This is a genomic window from Bradyrhizobium sp. CCH5-F6, from assembly GCF_001556045.1.
In the GTDB taxonomy this organism is placed as follows: domain Bacteria; phylum Pseudomonadota; class Alphaproteobacteria; order Rhizobiales; family Xanthobacteraceae; genus Bradyrhizobium.
Genome location: NZ_LSIC01000178.1, coordinates 59,491 through 85,603, shown reverse-complemented (window position 1 = coordinate 85,603; position 26,113 = coordinate 59,491). Strand labels below are relative to the sequence as shown.

The following is a 26,113-nucleotide window of genomic DNA, read 5'->3' as shown; positions in this document are numbered from 1 at the left end:
AACCTGTTCCCGGGTGACCGGACGAGGCTGCGCTGGCTTGACGCGGATCAAGCGGAATCGACGAGAGCCGGCCTATCGTGGCGACTGAGGAGAATTTCGATGCCCATCAAGGACGTCTTTCTGCCCCTTGTCGGCCAGCCGCGCGGACCGGCCGTGGCCGCGATAGAGAAGTGCGTGGCTGCAGCCGCCGATCTCGGTGCCAGGATCGCCGTGCTCGCGCTCGCGGAAGCAGTTTTCGAGCGGCCGAAGGTGACGCTGGCTGGCTCTCGTCGATCATTTGACGGAGCATGGGGTCCATGCCTCGTTCGAAGCGACGAAAGGCGGCGGCAGGTCGATCGGCAAGGTACTGGGAAGCTGGGCGAATTCCCATGGCATCGATGTGATCGTGATGGGCGCCCAGCATCATTCGCGCCTGAATGAGATCGTCTGGGGCGGTGTGACAAAGACCGTCATTGGCCAGCCACCGTGCTGGGTTATGATCTCACACTAAGGCTCCTTCTTCCGGCTTGATCGTCAACCAACGGAACCGCCGCTGACCCGGCGCATTTGCTTCCATGTCAGTTTATCGTTTGAACAACCTGCTGTCGCCGCGCTCGGTCGCGCTCGTTGGGGCGAGCGCCCGTCCGGGGTCCGTGGGACGCGCCGTCCTGGAGAACATCCGCAAGGGCGGATTCAAGGGGCAGTTCGGCCTCGTCAATCCGCGCCATGCCGAGATCGGCGGCGTCGCGGCGGTGACGAGCCTGGACAGGCTGGACTTCGTGCCCGAGCTCGTGGTCATCACCGCCCCCGCGGGCGAGATTCCAGGCATTGTCGAACAAGCCGGGCGTCGCGGGTCTGCGGGCGCGCTGATCGTCTCGGCCGGACTTGGCCAGGGAACGGGATCGCTGTACGAGGCTACAAGCACTGCGGCCCGCAAATACGGCATGCGGCTGATCGGGCCGAACTGCCTCGGCATCATGATCCCCGGCGTCAGCCTCAATGCCAGTTTTGCTGCGCACATGCCGGGGGCAGGCAACCTTGCGCTGATCTCGCAATCGGGCGCAATCGCTGCCGGCATGGTGGATTGGGCCGCCCAGCGGGGCGTCGGCTTCACCGGTATCGTCTCGATTGGCGACCAGATCGACGTCGATATTGCCGATCTGCTCGACTATTTCGCGATGGATCACAAGACCCGCGCGATCCTGCTCTACATCGAGGCCATCAAGGATGCGCGCAAGTTCATGTCTGCGGCGCGCGCCGCTGCGCGCGTGAAGCCCGTCGTCGTGGTGAAGTCCGGCCGCATGGCGCAGGGGGCGAAGGCCGCCGCCACCCATACCGGGGCGCTCGCAGGCGCCGACGCCGTCTACGACGCAGCGTTCCGCCGCGCGGGCGTCCTGCGGGTCTCCGATCTGCGCGAGCTGTTCGATTGCGCCGAGACTCTCGGCCGCGTTGAATCGCCCATGGGGAAGCGCCTCGCTATCCTGACCAACGGTGGCGGCATCGGCGTCCTCGCGATCGACCGATTGGTCGAGCTCGGAGGAATTCCGGCGACGATCTCGGCGGAGGCCCGCAAGAAACTCGATGACGTGCTGCCGCCGACCTGGTCCGGTGCAAATCCGGTCGACATCGTGGGCGACGCGGATGCCTCGCGCTATGCCGCGGCGCTGGAGGTGCTGCTCGCCGATACCGATAACGACGCAATCCTCGTCCTCAACGTACAAACAGCGATCGCCTCGGCCGCCGAGATCGCCACGACTGTCACGGAGCTCGTCGGCAAATATCGCGAGCAGCACCGCCGATGGGCGAAGCCCGTACTGGCGGCCTGGGTTGGAGCCGATCAGCATATCATTCAGGCGCTCTCCGACGCCGGTGTGCCGAACTACCCGACCGAGGACGATGCCGTGCGCGGCTTCATGCATCTGGTCCGCCACCGCGAAGTGGTTGAGGAGTTGAGCCAGGTTCCTCCCGCGATGCCTGATACGTTCGTTCCGGACGCCAGGGGAGCGAGACAGATCGTCACCGCCGCAATCGCGGACGGCCGTGAATGGCTCGAGCCCGTCGAGATAAAACAACTGCTGGAAGCCTACGACATCGCGATGGTGCCGACCTATGCGGCAACCGATGTCGAACAGGCGGTGGCCTATGCCACGGACATCATCGCACAGGGCGGCACCGTCGTCCTGAAGATCATGTCGCGGGACATCATTCACAAATCCGATGTCGGCGGCGTCGTTCTCAACTTGACCACGCCCGAAGCAGTCCGAGGGGCTGCCACGGGCATTATCGCGCGTGCGAAAAAGTTGCGTCCGGAGGCGCGCATCGGCGGCGTCATCGTCCAGGCGATGGTCGTCAAGGCAAAAGCGCGCGAGCTGATCCTGGGTCTCGCCGACGATCCGACCTTCGGCACGGTGGTCGTTTTCGGCCGGGGCGGGACGGCGGTGGAGATCATCAACGACAAGGCGCTCGCACTGCCGCCGCTAGATCTGCAGCTGGCCCGCGATTTGATCGACCGTACGCGCGTGTCGCGACTGCTGAAGGCCTATCGCGACGTGCCGGCGGTCAAGCAGGACGCCGTCGCCATGGTCCTCGTCAAGCTGGCGCAGATGGCCGCGGACATTCCCGAGATCCGGGAATTCGACATCAACCCGCTGCTGGCGGACGAAACCGGCGTGACCGCGGTCGATGCACGCGTCGCAGTCGGGCCGCCGCAGCGCAAGTTTGTCGGCTCCGGCCCGGCCAATTTCGCCGTTCGCGCCTATCCGTCGCAATGGGAGCGCCGACTCAAGCTCAAGGACGATTGGCGCATCTTCGTGCGGCCGATGCGCCCCGAGGACGAGCCGACCATCCACCAATTCCTGCGTCACGTCACGGCGCATGACCTGCGCCTGCGTTTCTTCGCCCCGATGAAGGAGTTCACCCATGAGTTCATCGCGCGCCTGACCCAGCTCGACTATGCGCGCGCGATGGCCTTCATCGCATTCGACGAGGCGACCGGCGAGATGGTCGGCGTCGTCCGGCTCCATTCGGACTCGATCTACGAGAGCGGCGAATACGCCATCCTGCTGCGCTCCGATCTCAAGGGCAGGGGGCTGGGCTGGGCCCTGATGCAGCTGATCATCGACTACGCGAAGTCGGAAGGGCTGAAGACCATATCGGGCGATGTGCTCCAGGAAAACATCGTGATGCTCGAGATGTGCCGCCAGCTCGGCTTCGAGGTGAAGCCGGATCCGGACGAGCCCGATATTTGCGACGTCAGACTGAACCTCTGAGCTCGCCCCCTAGGAGCGTGCCTCGGCCGAACTTGCATCGGCGGACGTCTTGTCTTTCGTCTTGGCATTCGCCCGCAAATTCCTGATGATGACCGCGATCAGCGGCATCAGCACCGGCACGATCGTGCTGAACGGATGATGCACCGCGCCTGACACCTGGGCCTGGAGCGCGCGCGCCTCAAGCTGCAGGGCTTCGATCGAGGCGCCGTGAATTTCGTTGGCAAGCTCGATGTCACGTCCTGACGGAGCGCGGCCGGCGATCACGAAGAGAACGGCCGCGATGACGAAATTCACGGCGCCGAGGATGGCCGCGGCGGCAATTGCGCTCCAGATCTGCACCAGCGCGAAATAGGCAGACAGCTCCAGCATCAGAAGCCCGAACGCCGCGATCAGCGCCGCGAAGGCCCGCAGGCCGAGGCCGATCAGCAGATGGCGCAGCCTGATGTCCGCGATGATCCTGTCGGTGCGCCACAGCACGCGCAGATGTTTGACCACATTCTCGGTATTCACCTAATGTCTCCTCAACATGAAGCCGACAACCACGCCCAGCGCGAAGGCGGACGCGAGCGACGTGATCGGGCGCTCTGTTATGAGGCCTTGGAGCTGCTCCTGCTCTTGTTCGACGGTCTCGCCGAGCTCGGTGAGCGCGGCCTTGATCTGATCGGCGAGCGCCTCGGCGCGATCTTTCGAGCTCTCGAACATCTCCTCGCCGGCGGTGCTCAGCAAGCGTGTGACGTCGACCTTCAGCGCCCGCAATTCTTCGCCCATCCTGTCGCTGTCGAACATGAATCTGGTATCCTTGTTGAATTGAAGCAAGCCTAAGTCCGGCCCGCGCGAACGCGCTTGATTTGTGTCAAGATGTAAAGCGTGTCCGGGTCTTGAGACAGGTCAAACCGGCCGCCACATGCTGGCCTAGAAATGCCGGCTGAATGGGGACCGATTGTCCCGACGAGGTGGAAGCGTGAACCACGAACCGCTGTTGCTCGCGACGCCGTCCGGCGACGAGCTGAAATTGCGCCCTGAAGGGCCCTGGACTGCCGCGAATGTGGTGACGCTCGAGACTTTGTCCCGGTCTGTCGGAGCCGACGTCGATCGCTCGCGCGTCGTAACCCTGGACATGTCGGGCATCAGCGCGCTCGACACGCTCGGCGCCTGGATCCTGGAAAAGCTGTCGCGCAGGGCCTCATCCTCAGGCAGATCGGCCGAATTCGTCGGTGTCGCCGACCATTTCAGCGGGTTGCTGGACGAGGTGCGCCAGGTCAACCGCCGAACGCCCGTCCCGGCGGCTGCGCCCAATCCGGTTCTGGCGAGGCTGGGCGATCTCGGCAAATCCACGGTCGGGTCGCGTGAGGACATCACCATCTTCCTCCAGATGCTCGGCGCATTGTTCATGGCCGTGATCGGCGTGCTGCGCCGGCCGCGTTCGTTGCGAATGACGTCGCTGGTCTATCAGCTCTACCGCATCGGGTGGCAGGCGATTCCCATCGTCGCGCTGATCACCTTCCTGATCGGCGCGATCATCGCGCAGCAGGGCTTCTTTCACTTCCGCAGATTCGGCGCGGAGTCGTATACCGTCGACATGGTCGGCATCCTGGTGCTGCGCGAGCTTGGCGTGCTGATCGTCGCCATCATGGTCGCCGGCCGGTCGGGAAGCGCCTATACCGCCGAGCTGGGCTCGATGAAGATGCGCGAGGAGATCGACGCGCTCTCGACCATGGGGCTCGATCCCGTCGACATCCTGATCCTGCCGCGCATCGCGGCCCTGGTCATTGCGCTGCCGATCCTTACCTTCATCGGATCGATTGCCGCGCTCTATGGCGGCGGTCTCGTCGCTCAGTTCTATGGCGACATGGGGCCGGCGATCTACATTGCGCGGCTGCATGAAGCCATCTCCGTCACCCATTTCCAGGTGGGCATCCTCAAGGCGCCGTTCATGGCGCTGGTGATCGGGATCGTGGCCTGCAGCGAGGGATTGCGCGTCAAGGGCAGCGCGGAGTCGCTCGGACGGCAGACCACGACCTCGGTGGTGAAGTCGATCTTCCTGGTGATCGTCCTCGATGGCCTGTTCGCTATCTTCTTTGCCTCGATCGGAATGTGACGATGGACGGACCGCAACACCAGTTCGCGATCCGCGTCCGTGATCTCGTGGTCGGCTTCGGCCGTCAGACCGTGCTCGACCATCTCTCGCTCGACGTTCGCCGGGGCGAGATCCTCGGGCTGGTGGGGGCGTCCGGCGGCGGCAAATCGGTGCTGATGCGGACCATCATCGGCCTCATCCCGCGCAGGAGCGGGACCATCGAGGTCATGGGGCAACCCGCCGGCGGCCACGGTCGAAGCGCGGCCACCGCATGGGGCATCCTGTTCCAGCAGGGCGCGCTGTTCTCCTCGCTGACGGTCCGCCAGAACGTCCAGTTTCCGCTCCGCGAGAATCTGGTTCTGTCGCAGGAGCTGATGGACGAGATCGCAATCGCCAAGCTCGAAATGGTCGGGCTGCGCGCCGAGGATGCCGACAAATATCCGTCGGAGCTGTCCGGCGGCATGACCAAGCGCGTGGCGCTGGCGCGCGCGCTCGCGCTCGATCCGCCGATCCTGTTCCTGGACGAGCCGACCTCGGGCCTCGATCCGATCGCCGCCGGCGAGTTCGACGCGCTGATCAAGACGCTGCAAAAGACCCTGGAGCTCACCGTGTTCATGGTGACCCATGACCTCGCAAGCCTGACCACGGTCTGCGACCGCGTCGCCGCGCTGGCCGACGGCAAGATCGTGGCGATCGGCCCGATGCGCGAACTGCTGCAATCCGAGCATCCCTGGGTGCGCGCCTATTTCCACGGCAAGCGCTCGCAGATGCTGCAACACGAGATGAGATGAGAGATGGAAACCCGTGCTCCCTACGTGCTGATCGGCAGTTTCGTGCTGGCCGCGATCCTCGCGGTGTTCGGCTTCGTCTATTGGCTGAACAACACCGGCGGCATCGGGCCGCGCACGAACTACCAAGTGCAATTCCAGGGGCCGGTGCCGGGCCTCCTGGTCGGCGCCGGCGTGCTGTTCAACGGCATCCGCGTCGGAGAGGTGACACAGCTCGGGCTCGTGCCGGACAACCCGCGCTTCGTCAATGCGACGATCTCGGTTGCCACGGCCACGCCCGTCCGTGCCGACACCAAGGTCGGCCTCGAATTCCAGGGCCTGACCGGCGTGCCGGTGGTGACACTGGAGGGCGGCGTGATCGTCGCCAAATCCGGCGAGCTCCCGACGTTGATCGCGGAGGCCGGCGCCGGCCAGAGCATGACGCAAGCGGCGCGCGATGCGTTGCGGCGGGTGGATACGGTGCTTCAGGACAATTCCGGCCCGCTGAAGGACACCATTGCGAACTTCAAGACCTTCTCCGAAGGGCTCGCGCGTAACACCGGCAAGATCGATGGAATTCTGGCGGGCGTCGAGAAGATGACGGGCGGCGGCGCGCCCGCGCAGAAGATCACCTATGATCTGCGCACGCCGCAGAACCTCGGGCAGGCCGGCAAGACGCTGTCCGCGCCGCTGGCGATTCCCGAACCGACGGCGGTCGCAATGCTGCAGACCCAACGCATGCTGTTCGCGCCCGCGGGGGACAGGCCGGGCTTTGCCGAGTTCCTCTGGGCCGACAGCATCCCGAAACTGCTGCAGGCGCGCCTGATCGACAGCTTCGAGAACTACGACATCGCTCATGCGCCGCTGCGCACGACGGACCTCGGGCAGGCGGATTACCAGCTCCTGATCGACATCCGGCGCTTTCGGATCGCCACGGAGGGGGAGCCTCGGGCCGAGATTGGACTGTCGGCGCGGATCGTCGACAAGAACGGCAAGGTGATCGCCTCGCGCGTCATCGAGGCCAGCGAAAAGCTCGACAAGGTCGAGCCGGCCGCTTCAGTCGCCGCCTTCGATGCAGCCTTCGCGCGCATCGCGAAAGAACTGATCGGGTGGACCGTGCAGGCGGTGTGAGACCGCTATTCCAGCGTCTTCAGGTAGGATAGCAGGTCGTGGATCTGCTCCGGACTGAGCTCGAAGACCGGCATGTCGCCATGACCGGTGGAGATCCCCTCGGCCAGCGCCTCGCCAAGGCTGTCGATCGGATAGCGCCGGTGCAGCGTTCGCAGCGGAGGCGCGATCGCGATCGGACTCTTCGAGACGCGGTCGATGGCGTGACAACGTGCGCAATTGGCCTGAGCAAAAGCCTTGCCGCGTCGTTCGGCCGTGGGGGCCGCCAGCGCAGGCGTCATCAGAAGCAGCCCAATCAGGCCGTAACGCAGTGCGCTTTGCAGCATGGAAAAGTCATCCCGTCGAACTGTTTAGGCAGAATATGACTGGGATGCCACTCGAATTTGATCTGGGTCAATCGGCTGTGGCGCGGTGCAGTAAAATGCAGCTGCGCGGTGGACTCGGCCTGGTGTCGGGGGCAGCCGGCGCGGGGAGCGGTGGATGAAGCCTTCCGTGGTCACGATTGAGCCGAACGGACATTTTTGCGACGATTGCGCCGTACGCGGAGCTGCGGTTTGTTCATCGCTGGATACGGCCGAGCTCAGGGAATTCGAGCATCTCGGCCGCCGCGTCCATTTTGGCTCGGGCGATACCGTGTTCTCCGAGGAGGACATCACGACCTCGTTCTACAATGTCCTCGAAGGCGTCATGCGGCTGTACAAGCTGCTGCCCGACGGCCGGCGGCAGATCGTGGGTTTCGCGTTGCCCGGCGATTTCCTTGGGATGAATCTGTCCGGCCGGCACAATTTTTCGGCCGACGCAATCGGCGCTGTGACGGTGTGCCAATTCGCAAAAGTGCCCTTCAACCGTTTCATCGAGGATCGGCCGCAGCTGCTCAGGCGAATCAACGAGCTGGCTATTCGCGAGCTGAGCCAGGCTCGCGACCATATGGTCCTGCTTGGCCGCCGCTCGGCCGAGGAGAAGGTCGCGACCTTTCTGCTCGGCTGGCGTGAGCGGCTGGTCGCGCTCAAGGGTCTGTCCGACACGGTACCGTTGCCGATGAGCCGTCAGGATATCGCCGACTATCTCGGCCTGACCATAGAGACCGTCAGTCGCACCTTCACCAAGCTGGAGCGTCAGGGCGTGATCGAGATCATTCACGGCGGCATCAGCCTGCTCGATCCGGCTCGAGTCGAGGCCATGGCCGCAGCCTGACATCCTGTCCACAACGCCCTCGTATTTGATCCCGATCAATGACGCCTGCCGTGTGCGGCAAATAATGCTCCAAACAATCAGGGAGGAGCATGATGCCTGCTGACGCGTTGGTGGTGACCGTTATTGTCGTCGCGATCTTCGTCACATTCGCTGCAGTTCTGGCTTGGGCAGACCGGCAAACCAGCGCGGGCCGGCTCGATCCGCATTCCAAGCCCTGAAGCTCCTCAGGTCCTGGTCCGCCTTCGGCGTGCCAGCGGTTGATGTTTGCCTGGCCGGTGCTGGCCGCTCGGCAGCGCCTCAACGCAACCGCGGCTTGCGGTGCCTGCAACTTTGCATCGATTGAGATGCGTCGGCACATCCTTCGGATGCAAAACTTGGGTTTGCCACGGCCTTTTCGTGGCAATTGCCTCAAATCGCGCGCGTGCTTTCAGGTTGAAAAGCCTGATAACGTTGACTACGCAGGAGCCAGTGCCTCGTAGCCTTAGGAGCCCCGCGGCGTGCCTCAGGACAAGACCGGCGATCCCCGACAGTCGGCGGGCAACAAACTATCGGTCCTGCGCAAGCACCCGATCTTCGCGGATCTGGAGCCGGAGGCACTTGATCAGCTCTGCCGCTACGCCAAGCACACCACCGTCAAGCGCGGCGCGACGATCGCCGCCAAGGGTGATCCCGGCAACAGCCTGTTCGCGGTGATCGCGGGGACGGTGAAGATTTCCTCCTCGTCGCCCGACGGTCGGAACGCCATCCTCAACCTGATCGGTCCGGGGGAAATTTTCGGCGAGATCGCGGTGCTCGACGGCGCGCCGACGTCGGCGGATGCGACCGCCAACACCAATTGCGAGCTCTACGTCATCGATCGCCGGGACTTCCTGCCCTTCGTGAAGAGCCAGCCGGCGCTGGCGATGAAATTCATCGAGCTGCTCTGCGCGCGTCTGCGCTGGACCAGTCAGCAGGTCGAGCAGGTGATCCTCCAGAATCTGCCGGGCCGGCTTGCCAGCGCATTGCTCGGTCTCACCGAAGAGCGCAAGCTGGACTCCGGCAGCGGCACGCTCGCCATCACCCAGCAGGAGATCAGCGAGATGGTGGGGATGACGCGCGAGAGCATCAACAAGCAATTGCGCGCCTGGGCCGGCCGCAACTGGGTACGTCTCGAGCACGGCGCCATTGTCGTGCTGGATATGGAGGCGCTGCGCGAACTCGCCGAGAGCGGGCTCGACGGCGGGTGATGCCTCAGGCCTGATCGTCGATGATGGCGACCGCGCGGGTCCATCCGGCGGACGCGCGCTCGATCTTCACCGGAAAGCATGAGACCGTGAAGCCGGTCGAAGGCAATTGATCGAGATTGTGCAGCTTCTCGAGATGGCAATAGCCGATGTGCCGTCCCGCCTTGTGGCCTTCCCAGATCAAGCCGGCATCCTTGGTTTCGGCATATTTTTTCGCAGTGTAGACGAACGGCGCGTCCCAGCTCCAGCCGTCGGTGCCGGTCAGCCGTACGCCGCGTTCGAGCAGGTACATGGTGGCTTCATAGCCCATGCCGCAGCCGGAGTTGACGTAGTCGGCCTTGCCGAATTTCGCCCCGGCGCTGGTGTTGACGACCACGATCTCCAGCGGCAACAGCGTGTGCCCGATCCGCTTCAGCTCCGTCTCGACGTCGTCGGCGCTCACCACGTAGCCGTCGGGCAGATGCCGGAAATCGAGCTTCACGCCGGGCTGGAGGCACCATTCCAGCGGCACCTCGTCGATGGTCCATGACCGTTCGCCGCGGTTCATGGTCGGATGAAAGTGCCAGGGCGCATCGAGATGCGTCCCGTTGTGGGTCGACAGCGAGACCTGCTCGACGGCCCAGCCCTGACCATCAGGCAGATCCTGCGCCTCGAGGCCGTCGAAGAACTGCAGCATGCGCGGCAGGCCCTGTTGGTGATCGATATACTGGATCGTCGGGTGATTGCCGGGCGGATCTGCGGTGGCGTCGTTTGCGAGCGGCACCGAGATATCGATCAGCTTCCGCGGCATGAGCATTCCCTCAAGATGGTCCGGAGTTTCCGGCATCTTGAGGGGCCGCCATTGCCAGCGTCAAGTCACGTGCCGGCGACGTCCCGCCGGCCCGCCAGACCCACATCTTGCAAATTGCGCCAGGAATTGATCGATGCGACTCTTGCATCGATCGATGCCGGATTTGGCTTGGACAGGGAATGCCGCCCGCCCTAGGGACGACATTGGCGCTTGACTTCACACCTGAAGTGGAGCGACCCAAGGCGCCCGCAGCCGCCGACAACGATATAATCAATCCAATCAACCAGGAGGAAAGCCCAGATGAAGACGCTCACCGGTATCATCGCAGCTGCTGTGCTGGCGGTCTCGGCACCCCTGGCGACCGCGCGCGATTTCCGTTCCGCCGACATTCACCCCGCCGACTATCCGACCGTCGAGGCCGTCAAGTACATGGGCAAGCAGCTCGCGGCGGCGAGCGGCGGCAAGCTCGGCGTGAAGGTGTTTCCGAACGGCGCCCTGGGCTCGGAGAAGGACACGATCGAGCAGCTCAAGATCGGCGCGCTCGACATGATGCGGATCAACGCATCGCCACTCAACAACTTCGTGCCCGAGACCATCGCGTTGTGCCTGCCTTTCGTCTTCCGGGATACGCAGCACATGCGCACGGTTCTCGACGGGCCGATCGGCGATGAGATCCTGGCCGCGATGGAGCCTGCGGGACTGGTCGGCCTCGCCTATTACGACAGCGGCGCCCGGTCCATCTACACCGTCAAGGCGCCGGTCAAGTCGCTCGCCGACCTCAAGGGCCTGAAGATCCGCGTCCAGCAATCCGACCTGTGGGTCGGCATGATCCAGAGCCTCGGGGCCAACCCGACGCCGATGCCGTACGGCGAGGTCTATACCGCGCTCAAGACCGGCCTCGTGGATGCCGCCGAGAACAACTGGCCCTCCTATGAGTCCTCACGTCATTTCGAGGCCGCCAAGTTCTACAACATCACCGAGCACTCCCTCGCTCCCGAAGTTCTCGTGATGTCGAAGAAGGTCTGGGACACGCTGAGCAAGGACGATCAGGCGATGGTCCGCAAGGCGGCCAAGGAGTCGGTGCCGGTCATGCGCAAGCTCTGGGATGAGCGTGAGCAGGCCTCCCGCAAGACCGTCGAGGCGGCCGGAGTTCAAGTCGTCACCGTCGCCAACAAGGCGGAGTTCGTCGATGCGATGAAGCCGGTGTACCAGAAGTTCGCCGGGGACGAGAAGCTCCAGAGCCTCGTCAAGCGCATACAGGACACTAAGTAACCACAGCGGCGTCGGGTCCGGAGTCGCCGGCTTGCGGCACCGGCCCCTCGCGAGGGAGCCGCGGGATGACCGACCCACACGTCGCAGAGCACGAGCAGGAGGCGTCGGCACGCCCGTCCACCGGCTTGCTGTCGCGGATCAATGCCCCCGTGGCGCGCGTCGGCATGTACCTGTCCGTGACCGGACTGCTCGTCATCGTGGTCATCGTGTTCTACCAGGTGTTCGGACGTTACGTGCTCAATTCCAGCCCGACCTGGACCGAGAACCTCGCGCTGGTCCTGATCCTCTACGTCACGCTGATCGGCGCCGCCGTGGGCGTGCGCGATGCCGGGCACATCGGCATGGACAGCCTGCTGGTGATGCTTCCGGATCACACGCGGGAGAAGATCGAGCTCGTGATCCACGTCCTGGTCGCGGTGTTCGGCATTGCGATGGCCTACAACGGCTGGATCCTCGGTGCGTCGGTTGGAACCGTGAAGATCCCAAATCTCGGCCTGCCTGAGGTCATCCGCTACGTGCCGCTGATCGCCTCCGGCGTCCTGATCGTCTCCTTTTCAATCGAGCACATCATTGCTCTGTTGCGCGGCGAAGAGGTCGTCCCCTCATGGAACTGATCATTCTCGGCGCGACTTTCTTCGGCTTCCTCATTCTCGGCGTCCCCGTCGCCTTCGCGATCGGCCTCGCGGCGATCTGCACCATCCTCTATGAAGGCCTGCCGGTCGCGGTCATCTTCCAGCAGATGATGTCGGGGATGAACATCTTTTCCTTCCTCGCCATCCCGTTCTTCGTCTTCAGCGGTGAACTGATGCTGCATGGCGGCGTCGCCGACAAGATCGTGCAACTCGCCAAGAATCTGGTCGGGCACATCCGCGGCGGGCTCGGCATGTCGAACGTCGTCGCCTGCACGCTGTTCGGCGGCGTCTCCGGCTCTCCCGTGGCCGACGTATCGGCGATGGGGGCCGTGATGATTCCGATGATGAAGAAGGAAGGTTTCGATACCGACTACGCCGTCAACGTCACCACCCATGCCTCGCTGGTCGGAGCGTTGATGCCGACCAGCCACAACATGATCATTTATGCGCTGGCCGCCGGCGGCAAGGTCTCGATCGGCGCGCTGATTGCCGCCGGCCTCCTGCCGGCGCTCGTATTGATGGTCTGCATGCTTGTTGCCGCCTATGCGGTTGCGGTGAAGCGCGGCTATCCGGCCGGCAAGTTTCCCGGCTGGGCCGAGGTATTCCGCTCGCTCGCGGCCGCGCTGCCCGGCCTCCTGATCGTCGGCATCATCCTGGCGGGCATCCTGTCCGGCGTCTTCACCGCGACCGAATCGGCGGCGATCGCGGTCACCTACACGATTCTGCTGACCTTCCTCATCTATCGCACCATGACCTTGCAGAACTTCCTGCGCGCCGCCGCAAAGGCGGTGAAGACGACGGGCGTGGTGCTGCTGCTGATCGGCGTCTCCACCATGTTCCAGTATCTGATGGGACTCTACGAGGTGGCCGACCTGGCCGGCGCGATGATGAGCAGGATCTCCACGCAGCCCTGGGTCATCTTCCTGCTCATCAACGTCATCCTGTTCGTGCTCGGCACTTTCATGGACATGGCCGCGACCATCCTGATCTGCACCCCGATCTTCCTGCCGATCGCGATGAAGGCGGGCATGGACCCGGTACAGTTCGGCATGCTGATGCTGATCAATTGCGCCCTCGGGCTCAACACGCCACCCGTCGGAACGACGCAATTCGTGGGCTGCGCCATCGGCGGCATCTCGGTGGGCGCGGTGATGCGCACCATCCTGCCGTTCTATGCCGCGCTGATCGCAGCATTGATGTTCGTGACCTACGTCCCTGCATTCTCGCTGTGGCTGCCTCGCCTGTTGATGGGCTACAAGGGCTAGCAGCACCAGGGAGACACTATCAGTGACGGACTATCGCAAGCTCTTCGATCTCACCGGCAAGACCGCTATCGTGCTCGGCGCCGCATCCGGCATCGGCAAGTCGTCGGCCGAGGCCCTGGCCGGGCTCGGCGCCCGTGTCGTTTGCGCCGATCGCGCGCTTGACGCTGCAGAAACAACGGCCGCCGGCATTCGCGACAAAGGCGGCTGGGCGGAGGCAGCAGCTTGCGATGCCGCAAGCGCGGCGGACGTCAACGCGCTCGCCAAGACGGTGATGCAGAAATTCCCCCGGCTCGACATCGCCGTGACGACGCCCGGGCTCAACATCCGCAAGACCATCCTCGACTACACCGAGGAGGATCTCGACCGCGTCCTGAATCTCAACGTCAAGGGCACGGTCTGGTTCTTCCAGGCTTTTGGCCGCATCATGGTCGCGCAGAGGGGCGGCAGCATCATCGCCTGCTCCTCCGTGCGCGCGGTCACCATCGAGCCCGGCCTTGGCGTCTATGGCTCGACCAAGGCTGCCATCGGCCTGCTGGTGAAGGGGTTCGCCTCCGAGGTCGGCCATGCCGGCGTGCGCGTCAACGCGATCGCGCCGAGCATCGCCGAGACCGCGCTGACCGGCCCGTTCAAGCAGCGCCCCGACATCTACAATCTCTATGCCGGCCATACCGTGTTCAACCGCTGGAGCAGTGCCGACGAGGTCGCGACCGCGGTGGCCTATCTCGCCTCGGATGCCGCGAGCTATGTCAGCGGCAGCACGCTGTTCGTCGATGGCGGCTGGACCGCGGTCGACGGCCCCCCGACCGGCCTCACCCAGCTGCACAAATAGGGAAGGCATTCGCATCTGGCCGTAGAGCCGCCGGTGTGCCGGTCGGACATTGGCCGGCGCGCAACCGCCGTTCTTTTGCCTCGCCAATCCGTCTTCGCGGTTGCAGCAGGAACCCACGGCGCGTGCGCTTTGTGCAAATCGCATGGGTCTTGCCGGATAAAGGCGCTCGGCTGGCCGGTATTTTGGTGTTACGAACTAGGACATGAACCAGCACGCCAAGATCGAGATCCGCCATTCGACCTGTCCGCATGACTGCCCCTCGGCCTGCGCCCTCGATGTCGAGGTGATCGAAGGCCGCAGCATCGGCCGCGTCCGCGGTTCGAAGCAGCAGACCTACACGGCCGGCGTCGTCTGCGCCAAGGTCGCCCGCTATGCCGAGCGCATCCACCACCCCGAACGGCTGATGTATCCGATGCGCCGCACCGGGCCGAAGGGTTCGGGCCAGTTCTCGCGGATCTCCTGGGACGAGGCACTGGATGAGATCGCGCACCGCTTCAACGAAGCCGAGCGCGCGTTCGGCGCGGAATCGATCTGGCCCTATTACTATGCCGGCACGATGGGCCTCGTGATGCGCGACGGGCTCAACCGTCTCACCCATGTGAAGAAATATTCGCGCTTCTATCAGACCATCTGCGCCAATGTCGCGCGCATCGGCTTTGCGATCGGCACCGGCAAGATTGCCGGCGTCGATCCGCGCGAGATGGCGCTGTCCGACCTCGTCGTGATCTGGGGCACCAATCCCGTCAACACCCAGGTCAATGTGATGACGCACGCCGCGCGTGCCCGAAAGGAGCGGGGCGCGAAGATCGCCGCGGTCGACATCTACGACAACGAGACCATGAAGCAGGCCGACATCAAGATCATCCTGCGGCCCGGCACCGACGGCGCCTTCGCCTGTGGCGTGATGCACGTCCTGTTCCGCGACGGCTATGCCGATCGCGCCTACATGGACAAGTACACCGATTGCCCCGCCGAGCTCGAGGCGCACCTGAAGACGCGCACGCCTGAATGGGCGTCAGCCATCTGCGGTGTGCCGGTGTCAGAGATCGAGGCCTTCGCCAAGGCCGTGGGCGAGACCAAGCGGACGTTTCTGCGCCTCGGCTATGGCTTCACGCGCTCGCGCAACGGCGCGACGCAGATGCATGCGGCGCTCTGCATTCCAGCGGTGACGGGCGCCTGGCAATATGAAGGCGGCGGTGCGTTCTTCAACAACTACGCGCTGTGGCACTTCAACGAATCCATCATCGAAGCCCACGACGCGATCGACAAGACCACGCGCGCGCTCGACCAGTCGCAGATCGGCCGCATCCTCACCGGCGATCCCGAGGCCCTGCAGGGCAAGGGCCCGGTCAAGGCGATGCTGATCCAGAACACCAATCCGATGACGGTGGCGCCGGAGCAGGCGCTGGTCCGGCAGGGCTTTGCGCGCGAGGATCTGTTCGTCGCGATGCACGAGCAGTTCATGACCGAGACCGCCGAGATGGCCGACATCGTGCTGCCCGCGACCATGTTCATGGAGCACGACGACCTCTATTACGGCGGTGGCCATCAGCACATCTCGGTCGGGCCGAAGCTGATCGATCCTCCCGGCGAATGCCGCTCCAACCACGAGGTGTTGCAGGCGCTGGCCCCGCGGCTCGGCGCGAAGCATCAGGGGTTCGAGATGTCGCCCCGCGAATTGATCGACGCGACGCTGAAGCTGAGCAATCACGGCGACATCGCCGGCCTCGAAGCGGATATCTGGCGCGACCTCCAGCCGGATTTCCGCACCTCGCATTATCTCGACGGCTTTGCCCATGCCGACGGCAAGTTCCATTTCAAGGCTGACTGGGCGCATCCGCCGTTCGGCGTGACGATGGGCGAGTTCGACAAGATGCCGGCGTTGCCGGACCATTGGGCTGTGATCGAGCACACCGATCAGGCCCACCCGTTTCGGCTCGCGACCAGCCCTTCGCGCAGCTTCCTCAACACCACCTTCAACGAGACGCCGTCCTCCCAGGCGCGCGAGGGCAAGGCCAGCGTGATGATCCACCCTCTGGATGCGGCCGCTCTCGGCATTGCCGATGGCGACGCGGTGACGCTCGGCAACGGAAGAGGCGAGACCACGCTGGTGGCATCGCTGTTCGAGGGTGTGCGGCGCGGCGTGCTGATCGCGGAATCCGTTCACCCGAACAAGAATCATGTCGGCGGCCGCGGCATCAACATGCTGACGGGGGCCGATACCATCGCGCCGATCGGCGGAGCCGCGTTCCACGACAACAAGGTCTGGATCAAGAAAGCGGCCTCAGCCTAGGGCACGCATTCCGTCACACCGTAACCCGCAAATTCCTTCGCGATGTTCGGGTTCATCGACTTCGCCTGCGCGATGTCAGCGGCGCCGTCGCCGCCGCTCTTGCGTGTGGCGATGCCGCGGCCGAACAGCGAGGATGAGGAGCGCGGGTTGCGCTGGATCGCGTCGGTGTAGTCCTTGATCGCCTCGGCGGTTCGTCCGAGCTTCAGGTTGACGAGCCCGCGGCTGTCGAGCGCATCGCTCAATCCGGGGTCGATCTGAAGCGCCAGACTGCAGTCGGCTAGCGCGCCTTGCAGGTCGCCGGTCGCAGTCCGCGTCCAGCAGCGATTGTTCAGCGCTTCCGCATCCCTGGGAGCGCGGCGGATCACCGCGTCGAAATCCTGCATGGCGAGTGCGTAAGCGCGCTTGATCGCGTAAACTTGGCCGCGCTTGTAGCGAAAGGCCACATCGTTGGCATTGGCCGCGATCTTGCGGCTGAGATCGGCGATGACAGGATCTCTTGCAAGATCGTTCGCATTCGGGGCGGGTTCTGCCTGCGGCACCTCGCAGACCGGCTTTTGCGGCTCCGGCTTCTGAAACTCCTGTTTCTGGGATTCGGGCTTCGTCGGCGTCGGGTCGGCGGGCTTGTCGCCCGGTGGTCGCGTCACGGGGCCTGCGAACGAGAATTCCGTCGTCAGCGAAGACGACAGCCACGGCACCTGCTCGCGGTTGGTGGCGGCGACCACGCCATTCTTGGTGTTGGTCAGGGCCTGCTCGGCGGTGATGTTCGGCGCGCGCATCTCGCGCAGCAGCTCGGCGACGAACAGGCTGCGGTCGGTCTTGCCGCCGGCGGTGACCGCGCCGAGTGCGGCGGAGTAGAGCACGAGCGAATTGCTCGGGGCGATCGCCGGCGCAAGGCCCGCCGAATAGCGGCGGAAACGCCGCTCGAACGGGTTGCGGCGGGAAGCGTCGATCAGAGCGATCTTGATCGCTGCGCCGCGCGTGTTCATCTCGGCGAGAATCGTGTCGAGGTTGAAGCCGTCGCGCGAGACGTCCGGCTCGGTCCAGACCTGCGCGTCGACCGGCAGCAAATAGGTCTGACGGTTGGACTGGATGGCAAATCCGCCGAAGAAGATCAGGGCCACCGCGCCGCGCTCGATGCGGGCATAGAAGCGATCGAGCACCTGCCGCATGGCATCGCCCGTGAGGTTGCCCTGCCTGTCGACGGCGAAGCCGTCACGTTTCAATTCCTCGGCGACGTCCTGCGCATCGTTGGCGACTTCGTTGAGGACGGCTTGGTTGTCGGGATATCGCGCATTGCCGATCACGAGCGCGATCTTCGCACCGTCGGCCGCGTGGCTCGCTCCGCCGCTCAGCACGACCAGGCCTGCCAGCAACAAGATGAGTGCGGCGCGCATGAAATGGCTCATTGGTGATCAAAATCTCCGGTCAGGATAGCGGTCGTGCCCCATAATTCAATCGACAAGCGAAGTTGCGCCCACACGCTATGGTGACAGGACATCGCAGATTGCCCTTGCACGCGTCGCCGACCTGCCGCAAATGACGGCGAAGCGGAAGCCAAGGAAGCGAGCGGGCCATGACCGAAACCAAAGCCGTTGTCACCGAGAAGCGCGGGCAGGCATTTTGGATCACCATCAACCGACCGGAGAAACGCAACGCGCTGAACGGCGACGTGATCGCCGGCATCAGCAAGGGTTATCGCGATGCGCATGACGACAAGGACATCCGCGTCATCGTGCTGACGGGCGCGGGCGACAAGGCGTTCTGCGCCGGCGCCGATTTGCAGAATTCCGGCGCGGCCTTCGCGATGGATCATTCTAAACCAAACGTCGACTATGCCGATCTGTTACGTTTGTCACAGAACGCCACCAAGCCGGCGATTGCGCGGGTCGGAGGCGTCTGCATGGCCGGCGGCATGGGCCTGTTGTGCATGACCGACATGGCGGTCGCGGCCGACCACGTGATATTCGGGCTGCCGGAGGTGAAGGTCGGCGTGTTCCCGATGCAAGTGTTGAGCCTGCTCCAGAGCATCGCGCCGCCGCGCCTCGTCAACGAATGGGCGCTCACGGGCGAGCCGTTCGACGCCAGGGCCGCACAGGCCGCGGGCCTCCTCAACTACGTCGTGCCCAGCGCCGAGCTCGACGCCAAGGTCGATTGGCTAATCGGCCGCATCGTCGACAAATCGCCGACCGCGATCCGCCGCGGCAAATACGCCATGCGCGCGATCGCCTCGATGTCGTTCGACGAGAGCATCGCCTACACCGAAAGCCAGATCGCACTGCTGGCGATGACCGAGGATGCGAAAGAGGGTCTGAAGGCGTTCAGCGAGAAGAGGAAGCCGGTCTGGACGGGACGGTGAGGGAGGCCGGGAAGGAATGGCGCATGCGCACAGGATGACTGTCATGCCCCGCGAAGGCGGGGCATCCAGTATGCCGCGGCCCATCCGTATCCTCGCACTCTCTCGGAGTACTGGATCGCCCGATCAAGTCGGGCGATGACACCGAAAGTGCTGTGAGCGCTTGCCACAAGCTCGTCACTACGAGCAGCGAACGACCTTCTAGCCCGGCCGCTACCCCGCATTCGCCTTCAGCCCCGCCGCCTGGATGCCCGCTACGGCGCAGGCCTCGTCATTGTCGGAGGTGTCGCCGGAGACGCCGACGGCGCCGAGCAGCGTGGGGCCGTCCATGACCAGCACGCCGCCGGGGACCGGCACCAGCGCACCCTTGGCCATGGTGTTCACGGCGTCGATGAAATAGGCCTGCTCCTGCGCGCGCTGGAACAGCGCGCGCGAGCCCATGCCCATGGCGAGCGCGCCATAGGCCTTGCCGTGCGCGATCTCGGCGCGCATCAGGCTGGTGCCGTCCTGCGCGGCTGCGAGCTTGAGCACGCCGCGCGCGTCGAGGATGGTGACGACCAGCGGCTTCAGCTTGAGCTCGCCGGCTTTCGCGAAGGCGGCGTCGAGGATCTTGCGGGCGGTATCGAGCGTGAGGTCAGCCATCACTGTTTTCCTTTGCAGCTTGAGAGGAGGAACGGGTTTCGAACTTATCGAGGCTCATCGCCAGCACGCGCGAGACGTGAAGCGCCTCGCGTTGTGCACCGTCATGGATCTGGTGCCGGCACGAGGTGCCGTCGGCGACGACGAGTGTGTTTTGGTCCGCACGCCGCACGGCCGGCAGCAGCGAAAGCTCGGCCATCTCGATCGAGGCATCGTATGTGTCCGCGCCGTAACCGAAGGCGCCCGCCATGCCGCAGCAGCTGGACTCGATGGCCTCGACCTTGAGGCCGGGGACGAGGCGCAGCACCTGCTCGACCGGCTTGAAGGCGCCGAAGGATTTTTGGTGGCAATGGCCGTGCACGATGGCTTTGTCGGCGACGGTCCCCAGCGGCAGTTGCAGGCGGCCGGCCTCGGCCTCGCGAACCAAAAATTCCTCGAAGGTGAGGGCATGGGCACTGATGGCCTTGGCGTTGCTGTCCTTGCGCAGCGAAGCGAGCTCGTCGCGCAGCGTCAGGAGGCAGCTCGGCTCGAGGCCGACGATCGGCACGCCGCGTGCGGCGAAGCGCGCGAAGGCGGCCACGAGGCGATCGAGCTCGGCCCTGGCTTCGTCGACGAGGCCGGCGGAGAGAAACGTGCGGCCGCAACAGAGCGGGCGGCTGCCGCGCGCAGGCTGCGGCAGATGCACGCGATAGCCGCCGGCCGCGAGCACGCGCAGCGCTGCGTCGAGGTTTTCGCGCTCATAGATGCGATTGAAAGTATCGGCGAAGAGAACGACCTCACGACCGGTCTCTGGTCCAACCGCTTCTTCCGGCGGCACGAACACGTCGCTGCGGAAGGCGGGCAGGGCGCGGCGCGCGCTGATGCCGGCGAAGCGCTCGAACAGCTTTCGCAAGAGTGGGCTGCGGTTGCGCAAGTTCGCCAGCGGCGCGAAGCGCGACGCGAGGCCGGCATAGCGCGGGAGGTAGCCCACAAGCCGGTCACGTAGCGTCAGGCCGTGCGTGGCCGCGCGCGCGGCCAGCACCTCGATCTTCATCTTGGCCATGTCGACGCCGGTGGGGCACTCGTGGCGGCAGGCCTTGCAGGAGACGCAGAGCTTCAGCGTTTCCATCATCCCGTCGGAAGATAGCGCATCGGGACCGAGCTGGCCGGAAATCGCCAGCCGCAAAGTGTTCGCGCGTCCTCGAGTGACATCTTTCTCGTTGCGCGTTGCGCGGTAGGACGGGCACATCACGCCGCCCTCGAGCTTGCGGCAGGCGCCGTTGTTGTTGCACATCTCGACCGCACCCTGGAAGCCGCCGCCGGCGCCGGGCCAGGCCGACCAGTCGAGCTTCGTCTTGAGCTCGCCGACGCGATAATCGGGCTTGAAGCGGAACAGCGAGCGGTCGTCCATCTTGGGTGCGTCGACGATCTTGCCGGGATTGAGGACACCGTCGGGATCGAACCGCTGCTTCACCTCCTTGAAGTCGGCGACGAGACGGGTCCCGAACATCGTCTCGTGAAATTCGGAGCGTACCAGCCCGTCGCCGTGCTCGCCGGAATGCGAGCCCTTGTATTCGCGCACCAGCGCAAACGCCTCCTCGGCGATGGCGCGCATCGCCTTGACGTCCTTCTCCAGCTTCAGGTTCAGCACAGGGCGTACGTGCAGGCAGCCCTCGGAGGCGTGGGCATACATCGTGCCGCTGGTGCCGTGCCTGGCAAACACCTCGTTCAGCCGCGCGGTGTAGTCGGCCAGATGCGGCAGCGGCACGGCGCAGTCCTCGACGAAGGAGACCGGCTTGCCCTCCTGCTTCATCGACATCATGACGTTGAGGCCGGCGGCACGAAAATCGGCAATGCCGCCCTGCAGCGCCGGCTCGGTGACCTCGACCACGCCGCCCCATTTGCGCGTCTCGTTGTTCCAGCCGAACCCGAGATCGCCCATCAGCTCGCCGAGCTGCTTGAGGCGCGCCAGATTGTCCGCCTGGTCTTCCTCGGCGAACTCGACCACCAGCACGGCGTCCGGATCGCCCTTGATGGCGGCGGAGATGATCGGGCGGAACATGGCGATGTCCCGGCCCAGCGCGATCATGGTGCGGTCGACCAGTTCGACAGCGATCGGCTTCAGCTTCACCAGATGCTGAGCCGCGTCCATGGCCTCGTAAAAGCTGCCGAAGTGGCAGACGCCGAGTGCCTTGTTGCGGATGACGGGCCACAACTTCAACTCGACCTTGGTGGTGAAGGCGAGGGTGCCTTCCGAGCCGACCAACAGATGCGCCATGTTGTTGGGCGCGTTGCGCGGCACCAGCGCATCGAGATTGTAGCCGCCGACGCGCCGCTGCACTTTTGGAAACCGCGCCGCGATCTCGTCGGCCTCGCGGGCTCCGAGATCGAGCATGTCGCGAAACAAGGCGCGGGCGCTGTCCCCGGCTTTGAGATCGGAGAGATCGCGCGACACCTCGCCGAAGCGGCTCAGAGTGCCGTCGGAGAGGGCGGCCTCCATCGAGAGCGTGTTGTCGCGCATGGTGCCGTAGCGCAGGCTGCGGCCGCCGCAGGAATTGTTGCCGGCCATGCCGCCAATGGTGGCGCGCGAGGCGGTGGAGACGTCGACCGGAAACCACAGGCCGTGCTTCCTGAGCTGGCGGTTGAGATCGTCGAGCACGATGCCCGGCTCGACCACGCAGGTCTGGTTCTCGGCGTCGAGCGACAGGATCCGGTTCAGATGCTTGGAGAGATCGACCACCAGCCCGTCATTGACGGTCTGGCCGCATTGTGAGGTGCCGCCGCCGCGCGGCGTGACCTTGCACCCCTCGTCACGGGCGATCGCCAGCGCCCGCAAGGCCTCGTCCATGGTCCTCGGCACCACCACGCCCGCCGGCACGATCTGGTAGAACGAGGCGTCCGTGGCGTAGCGGCCGCGATTGAAGGCGTCGAACAGAACGTCGCCCGTCATCTCGCGGGCCAGACGTGCCGCCAGACGGTCCGCTTGGACCGATTCCGGTGATTTTCCAGCCACTTCCGCCGCCATGGTCCGCTCTCGCCCGTTCGCCGGCACCGTCTTGCCTCCCGTCAAGGCCCTTGGCAAGCGAGCCCTGCTTGTTGTGCATTGACGGACCCTGCGGGGCGAGGGACAAGCCCGGCGAATAGTGATATGCGAGCGGCTCTCCGGAGCCCTCGATGCGGGCCCACGGACGCTCGAGCCAAGATAGCCTCAAAGACCGGGAAGGACGCCGATGACCGTGCATACTGGAAGGCATTTCCTACAGATTCCAGGACCGACCAACGTGCCCGACCGGGTGCTGCGGGCGATGGACATGCCGACGCTGGACCACCGCGGTCCGGAGTTCGCCGAGCTCGGTTTCGCGGTTCTCGCTGCGATGCAGCGCGTGTTCCGTACCAAGCAGCCCGTGATCATCTTTCCCTCGTCCGGCACCGGCGCCTGGGAAGCGGCGATGGTCAATGTGTTCGCGCCCGGCGACAAGGTCCTGATGTGCGAGACCGGCCAGTTCGCCGTGCTGTGGCGCGGCATCGCCGACAAATTCAAGCTCGACGTCGACTTCATCCCCAGCGACTGGCGCCATGGCGCCGATCTCGCCGAGATCGAGAAGCGCCTTGCCGCCGACAAGCAGCACGCGATCAAGGCGGTCTGCGTCGTGCACAACGAGACCTCGACCGGCTGCGTGACGCCGCCGCTGGAGGTGCGCAAGCTGCTCGACCGCGTCAAGCATCCGGCGCTGCTGATGGTCGATACCATCTCCGGCCTCGGCTCGATGGAATATGAGCACGATGCCTGGGGCATCGACGTCTCGGTCGCGGGTTCGCAGAAAGGCCTGATGCTGCCGCCGGGGCTCGGCTTCAACGCCGTCTCGGAGAAGGCGCTCAGCGTCGCGAAAGCCAATCCCGGCATGCGCTCCTATTGGGACTGGCAGGAGGTCATCAACTTCAACAAGCTCGGCACTTTCCCCTATACGCCCGCGACCAATCTGCTCTACGGCCTGCGCGAGGCCGTGAAGATGCTGGAAGAGGAGGGGCTGGAGAACGTCTGGTCTCGCCACAAGCGCCACAGCGCTGCGACCCGCGCGGCGGTCAAGGTCTGGGGCCTGGAGACGCAATGCGCCGACCCCGCCGCCCATTCGCCGGCGCTGACCGGCGTGCGCGTGCCGGAGGGGCACGACGCAGACGCCTTCCGCAAGGTGGTGCTGGAAAACTTCGACATGTCGCTCGGCACCGGCCTCAACAAGGTCAAGGGCAAGGTATTCCGCATCGGCCATATCGGCCACTTCAACGATCTGATGCTGATGGGTACGCTTGCCGGCGTCGAGATGGGCCTCGATCTTGCAAAGATCCCGCATCGGAGCGGCGGCGTGCTGGCAGCCATGGACGTCCTGAAGGGACGCGACGTGGTGCCGATGGCCAAGGCTCAGGTGGCCTGACGGCTCAGGTGGCTTGATCCATCCAACTTGAAAGAAGAAAGCGCGCGATGAACGCACCGACGACGACCAACGAAGACTTGCTGTACTCCGTCCAGGACGGCATCGCGCGGATCACCTTCAACCGCCCGCAGGCGCGCAACGCCATGACCTTCGCCATGTATGACCGCATGGCCGAGATCTGCCAGGAGATCAACGCCGACCGCTCGATCAAGGCGCTGATCCTGACCGGCGCCGGCGACAAGGCGTTCGCCTCCGGCACCGACATCTCGCAGTTCCGCGCGTTCAAGACCGCGCAGGACGCGCTCGACTACGAGGCCCGCATCGACCGCGTACTCGGCACGCTCGAGCAGTGCCGTGTGCCGGTGATTGCGGCGATCGCCGGAGCCTGCACCGGGGGCGGCGCCGGCATTGCGGCCTGCTGCGACCTGCGCATCGGCACCGAGACGACGCGGATGGGCTTTCCGATCGCGCGCACGCTCGGCAACTGCCTGTCGATGTCGAACATCAGCCGCGTCGTCGCGCTGGTCGGTCCCGCCCGCACCAAGGATATGATCTTCAAGGCGCGCCTGGTCGAGGCGCAGGAAGCGCTGGCGCTCGGCCTGCTCAACGAGGTCGTGCCCGACGTCGAGACGCTGCAGCGCCGCGCGGACGAGACCGCAAGGCTGGTCGCGAGCCATGCGCCGCTCACGCTGGAGGCGACCAAGGAAGCGGTGCGCCGCATCCGCCGCACGCTGTCGCGCGAAGAGGGCGAGGACCTGATCCTGAAAGCCTATATGAGCGAAGATTTCCGCGAGGGCATGGACGCCTTCCTCAACAAACGCGCGCCGGTCTGGAAGGGCAAGTAAAGCTCATGCGCCTCGACGTCGTCCGTCGAAAGTCATGTGCGCCCAATTGCCCGTCTGCTTGCACTCGTCAGCTTTAGTCCGCACAATGCAGGGATAGAGTTCTTCCGCACTACAACTTAAAAAAACATCAGGGGGCGAAACTCGTGCGAATTCCAGTGAAAGCCGTCGGCGCTGCGACGGCGCTGTTGTTGAGCACGCCGGCCTTCGCCGGCTGGGAACCGGCGAAACCCGTCGAGATCGTCGTGGCGGCGGGCGCGGGCGGCGCCTCCGACCAGATGGCGCGGATGATGCAGGCCGCGATCCAGAAAAACAATCTGATGAAGCAGCCGGTGGTCGTTTCGCTCAAGGGCGGCGCCTCGGGCGCGGAAGCGCTGATGTACATGAAGTCCAGCGAGGGCGATCCAAACAAGGTGCTGATCGCCTATTCGCTGATCTACATGCTGCCGCTGTCGGCCAAGATCCCGTTCAACTGGCGCGAGCTGACTCCGGTTTCTGTGGTCGCGCTCGACCAGTTCGTGCTCTGGGACAACAGCGCCGGCCCCAAGACGGTGAAGGAATTCGTCGCGGCCGCCAAGGCGGCAAGCTCGCCGTTCAAGATGGGGGGCACAGGCTCCAAGCGCGAGGATCACGTGCTGACCGTGTTCCTCGAACAGAAGACCGGCGCGAAATTCTCCTATCTGCCCTACAAGTCCGGCGGCGAGGCCGCGACCCAGCTGGTCGGCAACCACACCGAGGCCAACGTCAACAATCCCTCCGAAAATCTCGAAGTCTGGCGCGCGGGCCAGGTGCGTCCGCTCTGCGTGTTCGACAAGGAACGCATCTCCTACACGACGAAGGTGACGGAGACGCAATCCTGGGCCGACATCCCGACCTGCAAGGAAGAGGGCGTCGACGTGCAGTATCTGATGCTGCGCGCGATGTTCCTGCCCGGCAAGGTGTCGCCAGACCAGCAGGCCTTCTATGTCGATCTGTTCCACAAGGTGACGCAGACCGCGGAATACAAGGAGTACATGGAAAAGCAGGCGCTGAAGCCGATCTTCCTCACCGGCAAGGACATGGTGAAGTTCCTCGAGGAGGACGATGCGCTGAACAAGTCGCTGATGACGGAAGCCGGTTTCGTCGCGAAGTAGATCTTTCGCCTCTCCCCGC

Annotated in this window: 23 protein-coding genes and 1 pseudogene; 17 read left to right on the top strand and 7 right to left on the bottom strand. The window is 64.6% G+C overall.

The genetic code is table 11. From position 1 onward, the window contains the following. Nucleotides 1–99 precede the first annotated feature (99 nt). Nucleotides 100–490: pseudogene (locus tag AX729_RS39090) on the top strand (universal stress protein). Nucleotides 491–554: 64 nt separating this feature from the next. Continuing rightward, nucleotides 555–3,248: a bifunctional acetate--CoA ligase family protein/GNAT family N-acetyltransferase gene (locus AX729_RS30315; protein WP_061027849.1), complete on the top strand. Its 2,694-nt coding sequence runs from the start codon at nucleotides 555–557 to the stop codon at nucleotides 3,246–3,248. Between the two features lie 9 nt (nucleotides 3,249–3,257). Here the strand turns inward: AX729_RS30315 and AX729_RS30310 are convergent, their stop codons facing one another. Continuing rightward, nucleotides 3,258–3,758: a phage holin family protein gene (locus AX729_RS30310; protein ID WP_061027848.1), complete on the bottom strand. Its 501-nt coding sequence runs from the start codon at nucleotides 3,756–3,758 to the stop codon at nucleotides 3,258–3,260. After that, a complete protein-coding gene (locus AX729_RS30305; protein ID WP_061027938.1) occupies nucleotides 3,759–4,034 on the bottom strand; it encodes a hypothetical protein in 276 nt (91 codons plus the stop codon). A gap of 175 nt (nucleotides 4,035–4,209) precedes the next feature. On the opposite strand from AX729_RS30305, the gene AX729_RS30300 reads away from it, so the two are divergent. From AX729_RS30300 to AX729_RS30290, 3 genes are read left to right on the top strand one after another with little or no spacing between them, the layout of a single operon-like run. Continuing rightward, on the top strand, nucleotides 4,210–5,346 hold the full coding sequence (locus AX729_RS30300) for an MlaE family ABC transporter permease (RefSeq protein ID WP_061027847.1): 1,137 nt from the start codon (nucleotides 4,210–4,212) through the stop codon (nucleotides 5,344–5,346). A 2-nt stretch (nucleotides 5,347–5,348) separates the two neighbouring features. Next, nucleotides 5,349–6,116, top strand: a complete 768-nt coding sequence (locus tag AX729_RS30295) for an ABC transporter ATP-binding protein (RefSeq protein WP_061027846.1) — start codon at nucleotides 5,349–5,351, stop codon at nucleotides 6,114–6,116. Between the two features lie 3 nt (nucleotides 6,117–6,119). Further along, nucleotides 6,120–7,223, top strand: coding sequence for an ABC-type transport auxiliary lipoprotein family protein (locus tag AX729_RS30290; RefSeq protein ID WP_061027845.1), 1,104 nt, complete (start codon nucleotides 6,120–6,122; stop codon nucleotides 7,221–7,223). A gap of 5 nt (nucleotides 7,224–7,228) precedes the next feature. On the opposite strand, the gene AX729_RS30285 is transcribed toward AX729_RS30290, so the two are convergent. Next, the gene (locus AX729_RS30285; protein ID WP_061027844.1) at nucleotides 7,229–7,546 is read right to left on the bottom strand and encodes a c-type cytochrome; all 318 of its coding nucleotides are present in this window, start codon (nucleotides 7,544–7,546) and stop codon (nucleotides 7,229–7,231) included. Between the two features lie 154 nt (nucleotides 7,547–7,700). Here AX729_RS30285 and AX729_RS30280 point away from each other — a divergent pair, with 154 nt between their 5' ends. From AX729_RS30280 to AX729_RS30275, 3 genes are all read left to right on the top strand, one after another. Further along, entirely contained in the window at nucleotides 7,701–8,414 is a 714-nt protein-coding gene (locus AX729_RS30280; protein WP_061027843.1) for a helix-turn-helix domain-containing protein, read from the top strand. A 92-nt stretch (nucleotides 8,415–8,506) separates the two neighbouring features. Beyond that, nucleotides 8,507–8,632 (top strand): hypothetical protein, encoded by a 126-nt coding sequence (locus AX729_RS41595; protein ID WP_283807826.1) that lies wholly within the window; start codon nucleotides 8,507–8,509, stop codon nucleotides 8,630–8,632. A gap of 279 nt (nucleotides 8,633–8,911) precedes the next feature. Next, the gene (locus tag AX729_RS30275) at nucleotides 8,912–9,640 is read left to right on the top strand and encodes a Crp/Fnr family transcriptional regulator (protein ID WP_061027842.1); all 729 of its coding nucleotides are present in this window, start codon (nucleotides 8,912–8,914) and stop codon (nucleotides 9,638–9,640) included. Nucleotides 9,641–9,644: 4 nt separating this feature from the next. Here AX729_RS30275 and AX729_RS30270 read toward each other — a convergent pair whose 3' ends face one another. Continuing rightward, a complete protein-coding gene (locus AX729_RS30270) occupies nucleotides 9,645–10,427 on the bottom strand; it encodes a cyclase family protein (RefSeq protein ID WP_061027937.1) in 783 nt (260 codons plus the stop codon). Between the two features lie 300 nt (nucleotides 10,428–10,727). Here AX729_RS30270 and AX729_RS30265 point away from each other — a divergent pair, with 300 nt between their 5' ends. The 5 genes from AX729_RS30265 (at nucleotide 10,728) to AX729_RS30245 (ending at nucleotide 16,718) form a co-directional block, all read left to right on the top strand. Continuing rightward, nucleotides 10,728–11,699, top strand: a complete 972-nt coding sequence (locus tag AX729_RS30265) for a TRAP transporter substrate-binding protein (RefSeq protein WP_061027841.1) — start codon at nucleotides 10,728–10,730, stop codon at nucleotides 11,697–11,699. Nucleotides 11,700–11,764: 65 nt separating this feature from the next. Continuing rightward, nucleotides 11,765–12,313, top strand: a complete 549-nt coding sequence (locus tag AX729_RS30260) for a TRAP transporter small permease (protein ID WP_061027840.1) — start codon at nucleotides 11,765–11,767, stop codon at nucleotides 12,311–12,313. Then, complete coding sequence (locus AX729_RS30255) at nucleotides 12,304–13,596, top strand: TRAP transporter large permease (protein ID WP_061027839.1); 1,293 nt, start codon at nucleotides 12,304–12,306, stop codon at nucleotides 13,594–13,596. The genes AX729_RS30260 and AX729_RS30255 overlap by 10 nt, the downstream gene beginning before the upstream one ends. 22 nt (nucleotides 13,597–13,618) lie before the next feature. Continuing rightward, a complete protein-coding gene (locus AX729_RS30250) occupies nucleotides 13,619–14,425 on the top strand; it encodes an SDR family NAD(P)-dependent oxidoreductase (RefSeq protein ID WP_061027838.1) in 807 nt (268 codons plus the stop codon). 202 nt (nucleotides 14,426–14,627) lie between these two features. After that, the gene (locus AX729_RS30245; protein ID WP_061027837.1) at nucleotides 14,628–16,718 is read left to right on the top strand and encodes a molybdopterin oxidoreductase family protein; all 2,091 of its coding nucleotides are present in this window, start codon (nucleotides 14,628–14,630) and stop codon (nucleotides 16,716–16,718) included. On the opposite strand, the gene AX729_RS30240 is transcribed toward AX729_RS30245, so the two are convergent. Next, nucleotides 16,715–18,112, bottom strand: a complete 1,398-nt coding sequence (locus AX729_RS30240; protein ID WP_061027936.1) for a caspase family protein — start codon at nucleotides 18,110–18,112, stop codon at nucleotides 16,715–16,717. The genes AX729_RS30245 and AX729_RS30240 overlap by 4 nt on opposite strands. 179 nt (nucleotides 18,113–18,291) lie before the next feature. Here AX729_RS30240 and AX729_RS30235 point away from each other — a divergent pair, with 179 nt between their 5' ends. After that, a complete protein-coding gene (locus AX729_RS30235; RefSeq protein WP_061027836.1) occupies nucleotides 18,292–19,074 on the top strand; it encodes an enoyl-CoA hydratase/isomerase family protein in 783 nt (260 codons plus the stop codon). 210 nt (nucleotides 19,075–19,284) lie between these two features. Here AX729_RS30235 and AX729_RS30230 read toward each other — a convergent pair whose 3' ends face one another. Further along, nucleotides 19,285–19,713: a GlcG/HbpS family heme-binding protein gene (locus AX729_RS30230; protein ID WP_061027835.1), complete on the bottom strand. Its 429-nt coding sequence runs from the start codon at nucleotides 19,711–19,713 to the stop codon at nucleotides 19,285–19,287. Then, nucleotides 19,706–22,714, bottom strand: a complete 3,009-nt coding sequence (locus AX729_RS30225) for an FAD-binding and (Fe-S)-binding domain-containing protein (RefSeq protein ID WP_061027935.1) — start codon at nucleotides 22,712–22,714, stop codon at nucleotides 19,706–19,708. Before AX729_RS30225 ends, AX729_RS30230 begins: the two co-directional genes overlap by 8 nt. A gap of 205 nt (nucleotides 22,715–22,919) precedes the next feature. On the opposite strand from AX729_RS30225, the gene AX729_RS30220 reads away from it, so the two are divergent. The 3 genes from AX729_RS30220 (at nucleotide 22,920) to AX729_RS30210 (ending at nucleotide 26,094) form a co-directional block, all read left to right on the top strand. Next, nucleotides 22,920–24,119, top strand: coding sequence for a pyridoxal-phosphate-dependent aminotransferase family protein (locus AX729_RS30220; protein WP_061027834.1), 1,200 nt, complete (start codon nucleotides 22,920–22,922; stop codon nucleotides 24,117–24,119). Nucleotides 24,120–24,166: 47 nt separating this feature from the next. Next, entirely contained in the window at nucleotides 24,167–24,964 is a 798-nt protein-coding gene (locus tag AX729_RS30215; protein WP_061027833.1) for an enoyl-CoA hydratase/isomerase family protein, read from the top strand. A gap of 149 nt (nucleotides 24,965–25,113) precedes the next feature. Then, on the top strand, nucleotides 25,114–26,094 hold the full coding sequence (locus AX729_RS30210; RefSeq protein ID WP_502686930.1) for a Bug family tripartite tricarboxylate transporter substrate binding protein: 981 nt from the start codon (nucleotides 25,114–25,116) through the stop codon (nucleotides 26,092–26,094). Nucleotides 26,095–26,113: the final 19 nt, after the last annotated feature.